The following is a 12,846-nucleotide window of genomic DNA, read 5'->3' as shown; positions in this document are numbered from 1 at the left end:
ATTTTTAACAGAAACAATAATTTATGAAACCATTAAAAGTATTATCAGACCTTATTCCGATACCTAGTTATACGGTAATTATCCTTTGCTTTTTCTTTCCTTTTTTCCTGATAAAATGTGGGGATACCACCTTAATGTCTATTAAAGGAACAGATCTTGTAACCGGAGTTTCCAAACAAACAATGAATGAAAGGATGAAGGAAAGTTTAAAACAGAATTCACCTTTTGGTTCAGCTTTCGGGAATGATTCAAGTGATCATTCTTCCAACACTGACAGTGAATATTCACCTCTGAATGATTCCAATAATAAAAATGACAAAGAGAATATTCCTCCAAGCCCATTTATTATCATTGCTTTTCTGGCAGCTATTGTGGGAATTATTATTCATGTGATAAAAAGTATTAAGAAAAAATATATCTGGCATATTACTATTTCCTTGATAGGTCTCATCTCTTTGTTAACTTTTTATCTGACTTTCCAATCCAAGATGGAAGGTCTCGGAAACAATAAAGTTGGAATGGGATTAGGAGGCGGAGTGACCATCAGCTATGGTTTTGGAACGGCTTTTTATGTATGTGGGGCATTATTTCTTCTCATCATTTTATTTTTCGGAGTATTTTCTTATTATCTTAAAAATGATCCGGAGGCTATTTATAATTCATCTAATCAGAAAACAGAATCGTAAAAGAATTTATTTGCAGATAAAAAAAGAGTGTTTGATCCAGTATCAAACATTCTTTTTATTTATTTCCATGTTAGTTTTATTTTACCTTTTAATATTCATTTAAAAAAAACGTTTTTTTAAATCATCGGTTTGTTTGCAAAGTAAAAACAAAGGTTTCGTTATTTCCGATGATTATTATCAGGAGGTAATGGATATTAAACCTCTATTTATCTACTTTCCAATGGTCATTTGAAACTGATACAGGATTTAAAAGAATTGCAACAATATAGTTATCTTCCGCAAAGCATTTAATTTATATATTTGGGGAATTAAAAATCTGTTATAATGATTTCAGTAAACAAAGCATTGTACCTGTCTGCTTTCAGTATTTTTTCTTTAGCTTTCGTTAAAGGTCAGAATAAAGTTCCTTTTGGTGTTGTAAAAGCTGAAGAGGGCTACGCCAATGTACGTGTACACAAGGATAACTACAGAAAAATTGTAGATAAGATCCGTATGCGCAAAGGAGATGTATTTGTTTATGTAAAACCCGCTCCGGGAGAAACGGAATGGATCTGGATCAAATATCCAGAAAAGCAGGACGAAGACAAACCATTTGTTCGCTATGAAACACTTGATAAAGAAGGAATGGTAAATAAAGAGCGTATTGCTTTTATCGATCAGCTTCCTGCCTACACTCCTTCTAAATCTAAAAACGGAAGATCTCTTATTTTCACTGATAATTCCGATCCCAAAATCCCTACTTCCCAGAGAAGCAAAGTAGTAATTGATGTGTACCCATCCAATGCTGGTTACCGTAAAAAGGAAAAAGATGCCGAAGGGAAGCTTCTTACTATTGATAAAGTAAAGCCTTGGGGAATTGGAAATGATCTTCCTGAAGGCATGACGGAAATTAAATCTATCCGATTGCAGCAGCCTGGAAGAGGTTCTGTTTTCGTAAGAGAAGCTATCAAAAATATGTTCCAACCCACTATGGACTTTAACAATATAGGAGTAACCTCCCTGGACAATGACAACATTTTTCTTTATATGATCAATGGTTCCGGAGAAAACCGATATACTACTCTATGGACTATTAAAAAGGGAAGAGTAATCAGCCAGATTATTTACCATAATCCGGAATAAATTCATTAATTTTGCAGCCGAAAAAGTTTTACGCTTATTCATCATAGAAACTGGTTCTGCATAACCGCAGATTAAAAGGGAACCGTGTGAAAATCACGGACTGTCGCGCAACTGTAAGTAACTGAAATCTTTATCAAAAGATCCACTGTGCGAGGCATGGGAAGGAGATAAAAGATGTTACAAGTCAGGAGACCTGCCGCTTTCTTAAACAAGAAACTTTCGCGATTTGAAGTTTTATTGATCTGATGGATTGTTTCAGGGATTTCCAACGTTCCTGTCATTATTCTGTTGTTTTGATACTATTTCATTTCGCCTTAATTAATAATGAAATATGACTACAGAAGAAAGAATTGAAGCTGCCGAAACCAGAATCTTTAAAGCGGTTTTCCCTAACACAACCAATCATTATGATACTCTTTTCGGAGGTACTGCTATGCAGCTTATGGATGAAGTAGCCTTTATTGCTGCGACCCGTTTCGCAAGAAAAAGAGTGGTAACAGTAAGCAGTGACAAAATCGATTTTAAAAAACCAATTCCTGCCGGAACGATTGTAGAACTGATCGGAAAAGTTTCATATGTTGGAAAAACAAGTATGAAAGTAAGCGTTGAAATCTACACAGAGCAGATGTACTCTTATGAGAGAGAAAAAGCTATCGTAGGTGACTTTACTTTTGTAGCGATTGATGAATTCAAGAAACCAATCCAGATACTATAAATAAAAAAGTTTCGGGCGGCCAGAGGCCGCCCGAAACTCATTATAATATGTCTTTATACTAAACTCAGGATAAAATATTCCTGTTTTCTCTGATTTCAGAAAAGCTAAACAAGCAGCTTCTATAGATTACAAGAGGAATAATAAAATCCAGTTATCAGCTTTTTATTTGAGATTATTTTAAAACTTTTTCAGTTTCCAGGCTTCTGGTCAACAACAGTTCAAAAGCTTCTCCCATTTCATCTGATGCTCTCGTAATGGCCGTTTCAAGCATATTCCTGATCTGCTTTTCAGTAACACCTGCTTCTGTCCAGCTTTTTCCTGAAGTATGAGAATTCAGAATGAAAGGCATAATTCTGTCAATAGAACATGCAAAAATAGCATCTGGAGTAACTTCTTCTTCAAATTCAAGCCATAGATTGAAAAACTCTGTACGCAAAGGCTCATCAAGAATTCCGAAGATCTTCTGAGCAGAAATCTTTTCTCTTTCAAACTTCCCAACCATTGCTGCTTCATCGAAAAGGAAAGTATCTCCTGCTTCAATTTCCACAAGGTCGTGAATGGAAAGCATTCTTATCACTCTTAACAAATCGATATCCGCACGATTTTTAGCATAAGGATAAAGGATTTGCGCCAAAATAATGATTTGCCATGAGTGCTCCGCTGTGTTCTCTCTTCTGGAATCATCTGCATTATAATTTCTTCTCTGTACATTTTTCAGGGCATCTACAGCCAGGATAAAATCAATTTCTTTCTGAATTTTCATCTTACTTTTCTCTATTATATTGATCTGATGGATATACCTTCGTTTTGGTAGTCCATTTATTATTTTTCTTTTCTTTTATGGTAACTTTTACATAATCCTCATTGGTAAGATCCTCTTCTTTTTCAAGAACCTTATCAAGTCCTTTATTAGGAATTACTTCAAATTCTGTGGTGAAAAGTCGGCAGCAGCCATCCTTTCCAAAGGTAATAATGCGCTTGCGGACCGGATCTGTTTCAAAAAAATCAAAATTATCTGACCCTAGTTCTGTAAGCTCTTTACTTTTCACAAAAGCCATTCTGGTACTATTAAATACATACACATCATAAGATGCCGAACTGTAATTTCCAATATTACCATTTCTTATGGCGAGATCTTCAGTTCCGTCAAAATTAAAGTCACCAAAAATAAGAGGGCTTTGCTCCTTTGCTAAAGGGATCATTTTTCCACGCTGCAATCTCTGCCCCTTTCCAAGATGTAAAACCAGATTATCTGATGTAAAGGTTTGTACTTTGCTGTTTTTATTATCAAATAATTCCACTGTTCCCTTCTCCATACACTGATCATCAAAACAATTGTTGATATGAATAATGGCATTATAGTTTTTTGAAGCATCTTTTACCTCAAACTGGTACTGCCCAAAACATAAAGGCCCTAATAATAGAAAAGCGGATATACTCCTGTAGTAATTCAAAATATTCATGTTCATAGTAATATTGGATTCAAATGTTTTATAAAAACTTCCAAACAAAAATACGAATCATAGCTTCGATTTCAAAACTCAAATGTATTTAAACTCATTTGATGAAAGATAGATGATAATATATCATTAAACATTTTACCATAGATAAAAAGAAGCCTTACATTGATCAAAACCAGATTTTCATCCCTTATATTTTCAAAATTCACTCAATTTTTAAATTTTTTAAAAGGTTTTTCTCTTAAAATTGACTAATCAAAAAATTTAGTTTAAAAATTATCAATCTGATTATCAGCTTGATAATAATTTTATTTTCAAAATTTCACTACTTTGTATTGCATAATACCATTTTATTTACATATCTTTGTAATGTAAAATTAGAATAGGCTCAACTAGCTAGGAGTACTTTTCTAAAAATATAACCTTAATTAACAAAAATTATCAAAGATGAATACTGAAAATACCAAAGCGCAAATGCGAAAAGGAATTCTGGAATTCTGTATTCTAAGTCTCATCAATAATCGCGAAATGTATGTTTCTGATCTCATTGATGAACTGAAAAAAGGAAAACTGGATGTAGTGGAAGGGACCCTCTACCCTCTTCTTACAAGACTTAAAAACGGAGAGTTTCTCTCTTACAGATGGGAAGAATCTACAGGCGGGCCACCCAGAAAATATTATCAGATCACAGAAAAAGGAAAACTTTTCCTGAATGAACTTCTCAATACGTGGAATGAGCTTACAGCTTCAGTAAACCAAATCACTCAACAACATTAAAAAACAAAGCTATGAACAAGACACTCTCAATAGGACTCGCAGGTTTTTCTTTTACCATAGAAGAACACGCATATATAAAGCTCAGCGACTACCTGAACGCTCTGAGAAGCTCACTGGATGCTTCGGAAGCAGATGAGGTAATGCATGACATAGAAATAAGAATGGTAGAGATCTTCAGAGATTCTCTGGGAAAACGTGAAGTAATCAACGATACCGACGTAGAAAAAGTAATTGCACAAATCGGAACCCCTGAGAAAATCGAAGAACAGGAAGAGGCTTATTTTTCTGAAAAAAACACAACTAAAAATACAAACTCGGGAACTCACTATACAGACAAAAAACAATTATTCCGTGACCCTGAAAAACAAAAAATTGCAGGTGTTTGTGCAGGTTTAGCTCATTACGTAGGAATGGACATTACCGCTATGAGAATCATCTGGGTGGTGGTATTCCTTGTCATGATTCCTGCTGCAGGAAGTGCTTTGGTAATCCTACTGTTGTATCTAATCTTATGGTTGGTACTTCCAAAAGCACAAAGTGCTTCAGATTTCCTGAAAATGCAGGGAAAGCCTATGAACTTCGACAATCTTAAGAATGAGTCTAATAAGTTGGTACAATTTGCCAACGAATCTACTCAGAGGGTCGGAGAAATCTATAACGAAAACAAACCTTATATAGACAATGCAGGAAGCGGAATCTGGAATGTATTCAAATATATCATCGGAGCGTTCTCAGTATTGATTGCTGTAGGAAGTATTATCGGAGTATTTGTATTATTTGCACTTTTCGGAATGGATACAGATTTCCCAGGAGCTAATCAGATTAGATTCTATATGGATGACAATGGTCTGGATAAAGTACTGGCAGCGATCATGATCATAGGAAGTTTAATTCCAGCCATCCTTTTCAGCCTATTAAGTATTAAGATCTTCTCTCCAAAAACAAAACTGAGAAATCTTGGATGGGTAGTTGGTGGATTATTCCTTCTTCTGATCGGACTGGGAACTTATTTCGGAATCAGTATGGCTAAGAAAAACCTGATCTACAAAGGCAGCAAAGAAGATATCGAAAATGTAGCCATCAATACAACCTCAGATACTGTATATGTAGATGTAAAACAAGTAAGCATTCCACAAAACTATAAAGCTTATGATGATGATATTTATTCTGATAAAAGATCAGTGTATGAGGAAGATTATATCTCTGTAGAAGTAACAAGAAAACCGGAAGTAAAAACACCTTACTTAATCATTAAAAAAGAAGGGAATGGCTATAACTTCCCCATTCAGGTAACAGTACCAGTAGAGGTTGTAGATAATAAAGTGATACTTCCCAACTATATCAAATATCCTTATGAACACAGATTCAGAGATTACAGAGTAAATTATGAACTTGTAGTTCCTCAAAATGCAGTAGTAATCCCGTTGAAAAAAGACAGAATTGATTTTGACGGAGATCTGAACGGAGATGGTATTGATGATGACGACCAGGACAGAGATGAACACCATAACGGAATCAGAATCGAGAAAAATAAAATCACGGTAAACGGTTCCAGCATAGAATATAACTCCGATGATAAAGACAGTGTTATCATTAATGGTAAAAAAGTTCCGAACAACCAGGCTAAGAAAGTTATTGATTCCGTAGCATCTGATATCAAAAAAATCAATAAAGATGTGGACATCAAAATAAAAGACGGAAAAAACGAAATATCCATACAAACTAAATAATTAACTACAGAGAGTGGTAGAAGGTGTGAATGGAAAGCAACCGTTTGAAATTCACACCATTCTTCTCTCAGAAAAGTGAAAAAAAACTATTATTTAGTTCTCTATTTGGAAAAATTGTTATAATTTCGTATAGTTAAAATTTAATAACCAACCAACACTAAAAAAACACTCTTATTATGATACAATTTGCAATGGAATTCGTAATGAAAATCGTAGATTTAATCAACGGTTTGTTTTAAGAGCAATAATATTTCAATATATTTGTAAAAGTATAACCCAATTGGTTATACTTTTTTGTTTTAATCCAAGAATCTATGAAAAAGCTGATAGGCAAACTAATGTTAAAATTATTAGGCTGGAAAGTCGTTCTACAGGGCGATGTTAACAACCTGAACAGATGTATCCTGGTGGTAGCACCCCATACTCATAATATGGAATACATTTTAGGAAACTTTGCCTATTGGTCACTGAATAAACCTTTAAAAATCATCATTAAGGATGCTCATACCAAAGCCTGGTACGGAAGTGTTGTAAAAGGACTTGGAGGTATTGGCATCGACAGAAGCCAGAAAAATGACCTTGTCAATTTTGTAGCCAATCAGTTTGCTAAGGAAGATTTCAGTCTTGTTATTACCCCGGAAGGAACCAGAAGCTGGGTTCCGAAATGGAGAAAAGGCTTCTATCATATGGCAATGGCAGCAAAAGTTCCTATTGTACTGGCAGCAGGTGATTTCAAAAGAAATATTGTATACCTTGGCTACACCATTCCTTATGAAAGAATTGCCACAGTTCCATTTTCTGAAATCATGCAGGAAATTCAGGATTATTATGTGAAAAACGATATTGTCCCTAAGGTTCCGGCTAACTGGAATCCAAATATTATGGGAACCGGAGAATAAAAAATTCCTATCATTATTTATCAATCATCTCTTATCTATTATACAATGAAAGGTCAGACAAAAGAAGAAATATTAGCATTCATCAATAATTGGGGCGGCGAAACCCTGGCAAAAGCAATGGAGATCAAATTCATTGATATCGATCTCGAAAATGAAACTCTTACTGCTACCATGCCCGTACTGCCAAGAACACATCAACCCTTTGGGATTATGCATGGCGGAGCAAGTTGTGTATTGGCTGAAACATTGGGTTCAAGCCTGTCTAATATTTTTATTGACGGTGATAAATATTATGGTGTAGGAACCAACATTAATTCTAATCACCTAAGAAGTAAAAAGGATGGTATTGTAACAGCTACCGCACGCTTCATCAGAAAAGGAAAAACAATGCACGTTTCTGAAATTGAAATCAGAGATGAAAAAGGAACGCTTATCAACCATACTACAATGACGAATAATATCATTAACAGATAGGTTGAACATCCATAAAAAGTAAAAGCTCAAAAAATTTGGGCTTTTTTTATATCCTTCCTGCAACCCTTTGTTTTCTGTTTTAAAAACAATGTTTCCTTAAAAAACAGCTCATATAATTTTGACATCTTTAAGACTAATAATACCTTTGCAGAAAGGAAAATCAACTTCGGAATTTCCTATATTATTTCCGGTTAGTGATTTTCAAAATCTGTTCATAACTCATGATTTATTTCAAACTTCCCTTCAACGAAGGATTACATACTATAGAGGAAACAACTGATAAAAACGCTGTTAATTTTTATTCTTACAACAGCTTGAACCAGATCAGCTTTAATGGAAACATCATCAAGGTTGATACTGCTAAATTTAATGATCTTTCGATCACTAATGAGTCATTAACAGAAGACACAACAGATTTTACAGCAGAAACTAAAGAAGAATATTGCAATACTCTACAACAGGTAATTGAAGTAATTAAAGAAAATGATCTTCCAAAATTGGTGTATTCAAGAAGAAAGATCTTTACCGACTTTAATACCATTGATTATAAGGCTAGTTTTAATAATCTATGCACAACCTATCCCAATGCTTTCAGATATCTGTTTAATGATGGAGAAAATGCCTGGATGGGTGCTTTTTCAGAGGTATTAGGCAAGTTTAATAAAGAAACTCATGAGTTTGAAACCATGGCATTAGCAGGAACTCTTCCTACTACTGAACAATGGACAGAAAAAGAAATAGAAGAGCAGAAACCCGTCACCACTTACATTCAGAATATTCTTAAAAACTATTCAAACAACATTCAGCAGTCTGAAACTTATGATCATATTTCCGGGAATATCAAGCATCTTCGTACAGATTTTAAAACAACAATAAACCCCGATAATCTTGACAATTTGATTCAGGATCTCCACCCTACACCTGCAGTTTGTGGTATACCTAAAGATTTTTGCAATGAAAATATCCGAAAGTATGAGAAATTCCCCCGTGAATTTTATGCTGGCTATATTAAAGTGGAAACTCAAGAAAGTGTTCTTTATTTTGTAAATCTTAGATGCGCAAGGCTTTATAAAGATTCTGTACATGTCTTTGTAGGCGGTGGAATTACCGCTCAAAGTAACCCGGAAAAAGAATGGACGGAAACAGAGCTAAAATCTGAAGCCATTTTGAAAAATTTGGCTATTTCTTAGCGGAGTTTCTTTAACCACGGATTTTCACAGATTTCTTTCTGGCACCTATATTCTATTCTACTATTTAGAATAGATAGAAGGATAAAGCCTATCTAAATTGATTCCGAATGAGAAAATCTATATTCTTTATTCCCTGTTTTTTTGTAAAATTTGAAATTACTTGTGTTTCAATAATAAGTTTTGGCTAAAGCCAAATGGAATAATTCGTTTTATTTGTTTGGTGGGCTAAAGCCCACCCCTATTGATGTTGATAGCCAAACGCATAGTAATTGTTTGAAGAAAAGATCTTTGATCTTTTATCCATAAAAAAACCTCCTTCAAAGCGAAAGAGGCTATATCTATATAAATAAATATTCAATTTACTTCTTTACACCGATTCGGCTCCAGGTATCCATGACAAAAAGCAGGATAAGACCTATTGCAGCAGCAGATGCAGAAAATACAAACTTGATGTTGTCCTCATCAGCAATAAGATCATTCTGCCAGTTGATAGCATATAAATTAATAGCGATGAAAACGATGAACAGTACTAAAAATACTTTATAAAACTTCTTCATAATTTTTAAAAATTAACATAATTCAGCACCAATTGGGCAAAATTTGCAGTGAATAATTTAATTGAAATCGCTAAAAGAATAATACCGAAAACTTTCTGAAGAATCATCAAAGTAGCATCTCCTATTTTCTGCTCCAACCATTTCGCTGATTTCAGCACCAAATATACGAAAATTGTATTAAGAATAATCCCGCAGATAATATTAATATCATGAAATTCAGCTCTAAGGGATAGCGCCGTTGTTAAAGTTCCGGCACCTGCTACCAATGGAAATGCGATGGGTACGATAGAAGCAGCCTTTGCTTCGGTTGTTTTGTTGATCTCAATTCCTAAAATCATTTCCAGGGCTATGACAAAAATCACAAAAGCTCCGGCGATTGCAAATGAATTGACGTCCACCCCAATAAGTTTTAGAATTTTATTCCCTACAAACAGGAAAACAATCATAATTGCTCCGGCAGTAACGGCAGCTTTTCCAGCTTCGATCTTTCCGAACTTCTGCTGAAGGCTTACTATAATGGGAACTGAGCCGATAATATCGATAACGGCAAAAAGAACCATAAAGCTGGTAACGATCTCTTTAAAAGAGAAACCATCAAAAATTTCCATCTCTTTGTAATTAAAAATTTCGCAAAAATATGAAAATAAACTGACTATTTGCTAATTTGTGAATATAAATTAACAATTGTTTTCAAAAGTTCTTCTATACCATCATGAGATTTCACAGGAGCATATTTCTCCATCTGAATTTTTTGCTGCAGTCTTCCATATTGTTCAGCCACGGAAGAACCCTTGTGCTTTTCAAGAAAAGTCTTAAACTCCGCAACAGAGCCTTGAAAATACTGGTTTCTTACTTCCTGATCCAGTTCTTCCAAAGTAACAAAAAACTTTTCATACTCGCTGTTATCTTTGAGGTTCTCAAGATAACCGAAATAATCGTTAATATCCGTTTTCATCAACTCTCTGATTTCCTTTTCCGTTTCAGCCACTGAACCCAAAGGTTTTTGAGATACGGTTTCCCTAACTAATGTACGTTTTTTTTGCCAAGTTTTAAATAACAGATACACAACAAATAAGCCCAAAAGAATGACAATATTTGTTAAAAGAATACTCCAGTGGAATTTACTTTTTTCTTTTACTTTAAATGAAGTCGTTTTCAAAACAGGTGTATCTACAGTCTCTAACAGATTATTGGTATATTCATTTACCTTTTCTACTGTAGAACGGGATTCCAGAACCTGATCATGTGAAAGTGCGTTCACATCCAATATTTTTTGTCCCGCCTCTATATATTCTTTGTTTTCAGGATCAAAGAAAGCAAATGGTTCCGTCTTAATAGAAATAGCTCCTGATTTATTGGGAATAACTACATAACTGGCCAGAATCTCTCCTTTCATTCCGGAAGTGCCAGGAGAAACCTTTGAAGTCATTTTGGGAGCAAAAACTTCATAGTCCGGAGATGCTGCAATTTTCGGAAGGATTAGATCAGGCAAATTTCCTTCTCCACTCACCTTAACCACAACATTCAATGGTTTTTTGGCTTCTGGCTTTTCTTTAGTAATATTATAAACGCTTACATTAAAGTTTCCAACAGCATTTTTGAAACCTTCAGGTGCTCCTTCCGGAAGCTTTCTTACATTGATTTTTACTTTATTGGAAACAATCTTATTTTTGTTTGAATAAGTGCTTACAGATGCAGATACTCCCGGCACCTCAACATATCCAGCTTCATTAGGAAATACCATAAACATCGCCAGGATCTGGGAAGCCATATTCCCATTACCGGATGGGTCAATTTCAGATTTGGTGAAATTGATAGGATGTACATTGATATTTTCCTGCTGCGGAAGACGGATATTCTTTACTTTTCTAAGATTATCCATATTTCTGGAATATACTTTCAGAACAGCAATGGTAGGCTGATCCTGATAGACATCCCTGTCTTCAATCTCCATATTCAGGTATACTTCATTGGAAGTATTGCTGGCTAAAGATCTTTTGTCAACAATATCACGAATGTTTACATCGAAAGGTTCAGTTTTATAAATCTTATTGTTTACAGTAACCAGTACTGATCCAATTTTAATTTTACCTTTTTTCTTAGGTTCAAGAGCGATTCTGGATACTTTTTGGGTAATCAATGTATTTGTGGCAGGATCAATCACTGTATTGGTTACAGATCCACTACCGATAATATTGAATTTTGAAAGGTCTGGAAGCTGGAAACCTGTCTGCTGAACAAGGTCGCTTCCATTCAATTCAAGAACAATGGTAAGGTTTACAATATCCTTTCCGCCATACTCGCTTTTATCAGCATCAAGAGAAAGATTTACTTGTCCGTAAGTAATTACGGATGCTAAAGTAAGCAATATGTAAATCAATTTGTCTTTCATCACCAATCTTTCTCGTTGCTTTGGGGCATCGAATAAGAATTTTTGTTTAAAATTCTTCTGGCGGTTTCTTTTTCTTTTTCGTTTATTTTATCTAAGAGCTGATTTTCAAGATTTTTTGGCATTCTGCCCTCATTATTCTGATTTTGCTGAGGATTGCCCTGGTCACTTTTACCTTCGTTTTGCTGGCCATTTCCCTGATCCTGCCTTTGGTCTTTTTTATCACCTTTTTGATCTTCACCTTTGTTCTGATCGTTACCGCTGCCGCCTCCTTTACCGGATTTATTCTGCTCGCTTTTATTTTGCTGCTTTTCTTTTTCCTTCAACTTGGCAATTTCATAATTCTTACGGGTAGCCTCGCTGTAAGGGTTTTGTTTAAGTGCCTTTTTATAATAATCTGCCGCTTTTTCCGGCTGATTCATCTGCATATAGGTATTTCCTAAATTATGAAGGGCAGCCGCTTTATCAGGAAGAGTCTGTGACAGCTGTTCTGCTTTTTCAAACTCTGCTTTTGCTTCTTCATACTTTTTACTTTTATACAGTGCATTTCCCATATTGTAATGAGCAGTAAAATCTTTATCATTAGACTTCACGGCTTCCATGTATTTGGAAGAAGCTCCATCATAATCTTTACCGTCAAATTTCTGGTTCCCTTCATGAACCAAAGTTTTATAGTTTTCCTGCCCAAACAAAAAGCCTGAGAACGAGAAAGCAATTATAAACGATAAAAATATGGTTTTAGTATTCATTACCTGCAAAATTATTCCTTTATATGTTAAGAAACAGAGTTTTATTTGTTAAAATTGGGTTAAAGTACCTATAGATTTTATTCTATAAATAAAGGTAA

General features: G+C 34.7%; 14 protein-coding genes and 1 riboswitch. Of the genes, 8 read left to right on the top strand and 6 right to left on the bottom strand.

The features are described 5' to 3' along the window. The first annotated feature begins 23 nt into the window (after positions 1-23). From AC3HD6_RS02240 to AC3HD6_RS02230, 3 genes are all read left to right on the top strand, one after another. On the top strand, positions 24-686 hold the full coding sequence (locus tag AC3HD6_RS02240) for a hypothetical protein (RefSeq protein WP_488894871.1): 663 nt from the start codon (positions 24-26) through the stop codon (positions 684-686). A gap of 324 nt (positions 687-1,010) precedes the next feature. Next, entirely contained in the window at positions 1,011-1,808 is a 798-nt protein-coding gene (locus AC3HD6_RS02235) for a hypothetical protein (RefSeq protein ID WP_488894870.1), read from the top strand. A 34-nt stretch (positions 1,809-1,842) separates the two neighbouring features. Next, a riboswitch (cobalamin riboswitch) is annotated at positions 1,843-2,023 on the top strand. 116 nt (positions 2,024-2,139) lie between these two features. After that, on the top strand, positions 2,140-2,523 hold the full coding sequence (locus tag AC3HD6_RS02230; RefSeq protein WP_047098292.1) for an acyl-CoA thioesterase: 384 nt from the start codon (positions 2,140-2,142) through the stop codon (positions 2,521-2,523). Between the two features lie 172 nt (positions 2,524-2,695). Here the strand turns inward: AC3HD6_RS02230 and AC3HD6_RS02225 are convergent, their stop codons facing one another. Further along, positions 2,696-3,286 carry an HD domain-containing protein gene (locus AC3HD6_RS02225; protein WP_488894869.1) on the bottom strand — a complete coding sequence of 197 codons (591 nt, stop codon included), beginning with the start codon at positions 3,284-3,286 and terminating at the stop codon, positions 2,696-2,698. A gap of 1 nt (position 3,287) precedes the next feature. Then, positions 3,288-3,992, bottom strand: coding sequence for an XAC2610-related protein (locus AC3HD6_RS02220; protein WP_488894868.1), 705 nt, complete (start codon positions 3,990-3,992; stop codon positions 3,288-3,290). A gap of 438 nt (positions 3,993-4,430) precedes the next feature. On the opposite strand from AC3HD6_RS02220, the gene AC3HD6_RS02215 reads away from it, so the two are divergent. The 5 genes from AC3HD6_RS02215 to AC3HD6_RS02195 all read left to right on the top strand — a co-directional run bounded on the left by AC3HD6_RS02215 (position 4,431) and on the right by AC3HD6_RS02195 (position 9,053). Then, positions 4,431-4,760 (top strand): PadR family transcriptional regulator, encoded by a 330-nt coding sequence (locus tag AC3HD6_RS02215; RefSeq protein WP_115973188.1) that lies wholly within the window; start codon positions 4,431-4,433, stop codon positions 4,758-4,760. Positions 4,761-4,771: 11 nt separating this feature from the next. Continuing rightward, positions 4,772-6,490 carry a PspC domain-containing protein gene (locus AC3HD6_RS02210; RefSeq protein ID WP_488894867.1) on the top strand — a complete coding sequence of 573 codons (1,719 nt, stop codon included), beginning with the start codon at positions 4,772-4,774 and terminating at the stop codon, positions 6,488-6,490. Positions 6,491-6,804: 314 nt separating this feature from the next. Next, entirely contained in the window at positions 6,805-7,389 is a 585-nt protein-coding gene (locus tag AC3HD6_RS02205) for a 1-acyl-sn-glycerol-3-phosphate acyltransferase (RefSeq protein ID WP_488894866.1), read from the top strand. Positions 7,390-7,434: 45 nt separating this feature from the next. Further along, the gene (locus AC3HD6_RS02200; RefSeq protein WP_089737210.1) at positions 7,435-7,863 is read left to right on the top strand and encodes a PaaI family thioesterase; all 429 of its coding nucleotides are present in this window, start codon (positions 7,435-7,437) and stop codon (positions 7,861-7,863) included. A gap of 221 nt (positions 7,864-8,084) precedes the next feature. Further along, the gene (locus tag AC3HD6_RS02195; RefSeq protein ID WP_488894865.1) at positions 8,085-9,053 is read left to right on the top strand and encodes a chorismate-binding protein; all 969 of its coding nucleotides are present in this window, start codon (positions 8,085-8,087) and stop codon (positions 9,051-9,053) included. Positions 9,054-9,412: 359 nt separating this feature from the next. Here the strand turns inward: AC3HD6_RS02195 and AC3HD6_RS02190 are convergent, their stop codons facing one another. Genes AC3HD6_RS02190 through AC3HD6_RS02175 form a run of 4 tightly spaced genes read right to left on the bottom strand, consistent with a single transcriptional unit; the run spans position 9,413 to position 12,748 of the window. Next, positions 9,413-9,610, bottom strand: a complete 198-nt coding sequence (locus AC3HD6_RS02190) for a hypothetical protein (RefSeq protein WP_066694630.1) — start codon at positions 9,608-9,610, stop codon at positions 9,413-9,415. Between the two features lie 5 nt (positions 9,611-9,615). Beyond that, a complete protein-coding gene (locus tag AC3HD6_RS02185; RefSeq protein ID WP_488894864.1) occupies positions 9,616-10,218 on the bottom strand; it encodes a MarC family protein in 603 nt (200 codons plus the stop codon). 44 nt (positions 10,219-10,262) lie between these two features. Then, the gene (locus tag AC3HD6_RS02180) at positions 10,263-12,002 is read right to left on the bottom strand and encodes a BatD family protein (protein WP_488894863.1); all 1,740 of its coding nucleotides are present in this window, start codon (positions 12,000-12,002) and stop codon (positions 10,263-10,265) included. After that, on the bottom strand, positions 12,002-12,748 hold the full coding sequence (locus tag AC3HD6_RS02175; RefSeq protein WP_488894862.1) for a tetratricopeptide repeat protein: 747 nt from the start codon (positions 12,746-12,748) through the stop codon (positions 12,002-12,004). Before AC3HD6_RS02175 ends, AC3HD6_RS02180 begins: the two co-directional genes overlap by 1 nt. Positions 12,749-12,846 lie beyond the last annotated feature (98 nt).

The sequence above is a fragment of the Chryseobacterium sp. II3a genome (assembly GCF_057815135.1).
Note: the sequence above shows the minus strand (reverse complement) of the source record. Positions and strands in the feature narration are given on the sequence as shown.

Bases quoted from the DNA above. Each gene is read 5' to 3' on its own strand.
- AC3HD6_RS02200 (WP_089737210.1), top strand. From the start codon at position 7,435: ATGAAAGGTCAGACAAAAGAAGAAATATTAGCATTCATCAATAATTGG.
- AC3HD6_RS02180 (WP_488894863.1), bottom strand. From the start codon at position 12,002: ATGAAAGACAAATTGATTTACATATTGCTTACTTTAGCATCCGTAATT.
- AC3HD6_RS02190 (WP_066694630.1), bottom strand. From the start codon at position 9,610: ATGAAGAAGTTTTATAAAGTATTTTTAGTACTGTTCATCGTTTTCATC.
- AC3HD6_RS02225 (WP_488894869.1), bottom strand. From the start codon at position 3,286: ATGAAAATTCAGAAAGAAATTGATTTTATCCTGGCTGTAGATGCCCTG.
- AC3HD6_RS02175 (WP_488894862.1), bottom strand. From the start codon at position 12,748: ATGAATACTAAAACCATATTTTTATCGTTTATAATTGCTTTCTCGTTC.
- AC3HD6_RS02240 (WP_488894871.1), top strand. From the start codon at position 24: ATGAAACCATTAAAAGTATTATCAGACCTTATTCCGATACCTAGTTAT.
- AC3HD6_RS02210 (WP_488894867.1), top strand. From the start codon at position 4,772: ATGAACAAGACACTCTCAATAGGACTCGCAGGTTTTTCTTTTACCATA.
- AC3HD6_RS02230 (WP_047098292.1), top strand. From the start codon at position 2,140: ATGACTACAGAAGAAAGAATTGAAGCTGCCGAAACCAGAATCTTTAAA.
- AC3HD6_RS02215 (WP_115973188.1), top strand. From the start codon at position 4,431: ATGAATACTGAAAATACCAAAGCGCAAATGCGAAAAGGAATTCTGGAA.
- AC3HD6_RS02185 (WP_488894864.1), bottom strand. From the start codon at position 10,218: ATGGAAATTTTTGATGGTTTCTCTTTTAAAGAGATCGTTACCAGCTTT.
- AC3HD6_RS02195 (WP_488894865.1), top strand. From the start codon at position 8,085: ATGATTTATTTCAAACTTCCCTTCAACGAAGGATTACATACTATAGAG.
- AC3HD6_RS02235 (WP_488894870.1), top strand. From the start codon at position 1,011: ATGATTTCAGTAAACAAAGCATTGTACCTGTCTGCTTTCAGTATTTTT.
- AC3HD6_RS02220 (WP_488894868.1), bottom strand. From the start codon at position 3,992: ATGAACATGAATATTTTGAATTACTACAGGAGTATATCCGCTTTTCTA.
- AC3HD6_RS02205 (WP_488894866.1), top strand. From the start codon at position 6,805: ATGAAAAAGCTGATAGGCAAACTAATGTTAAAATTATTAGGCTGGAAA.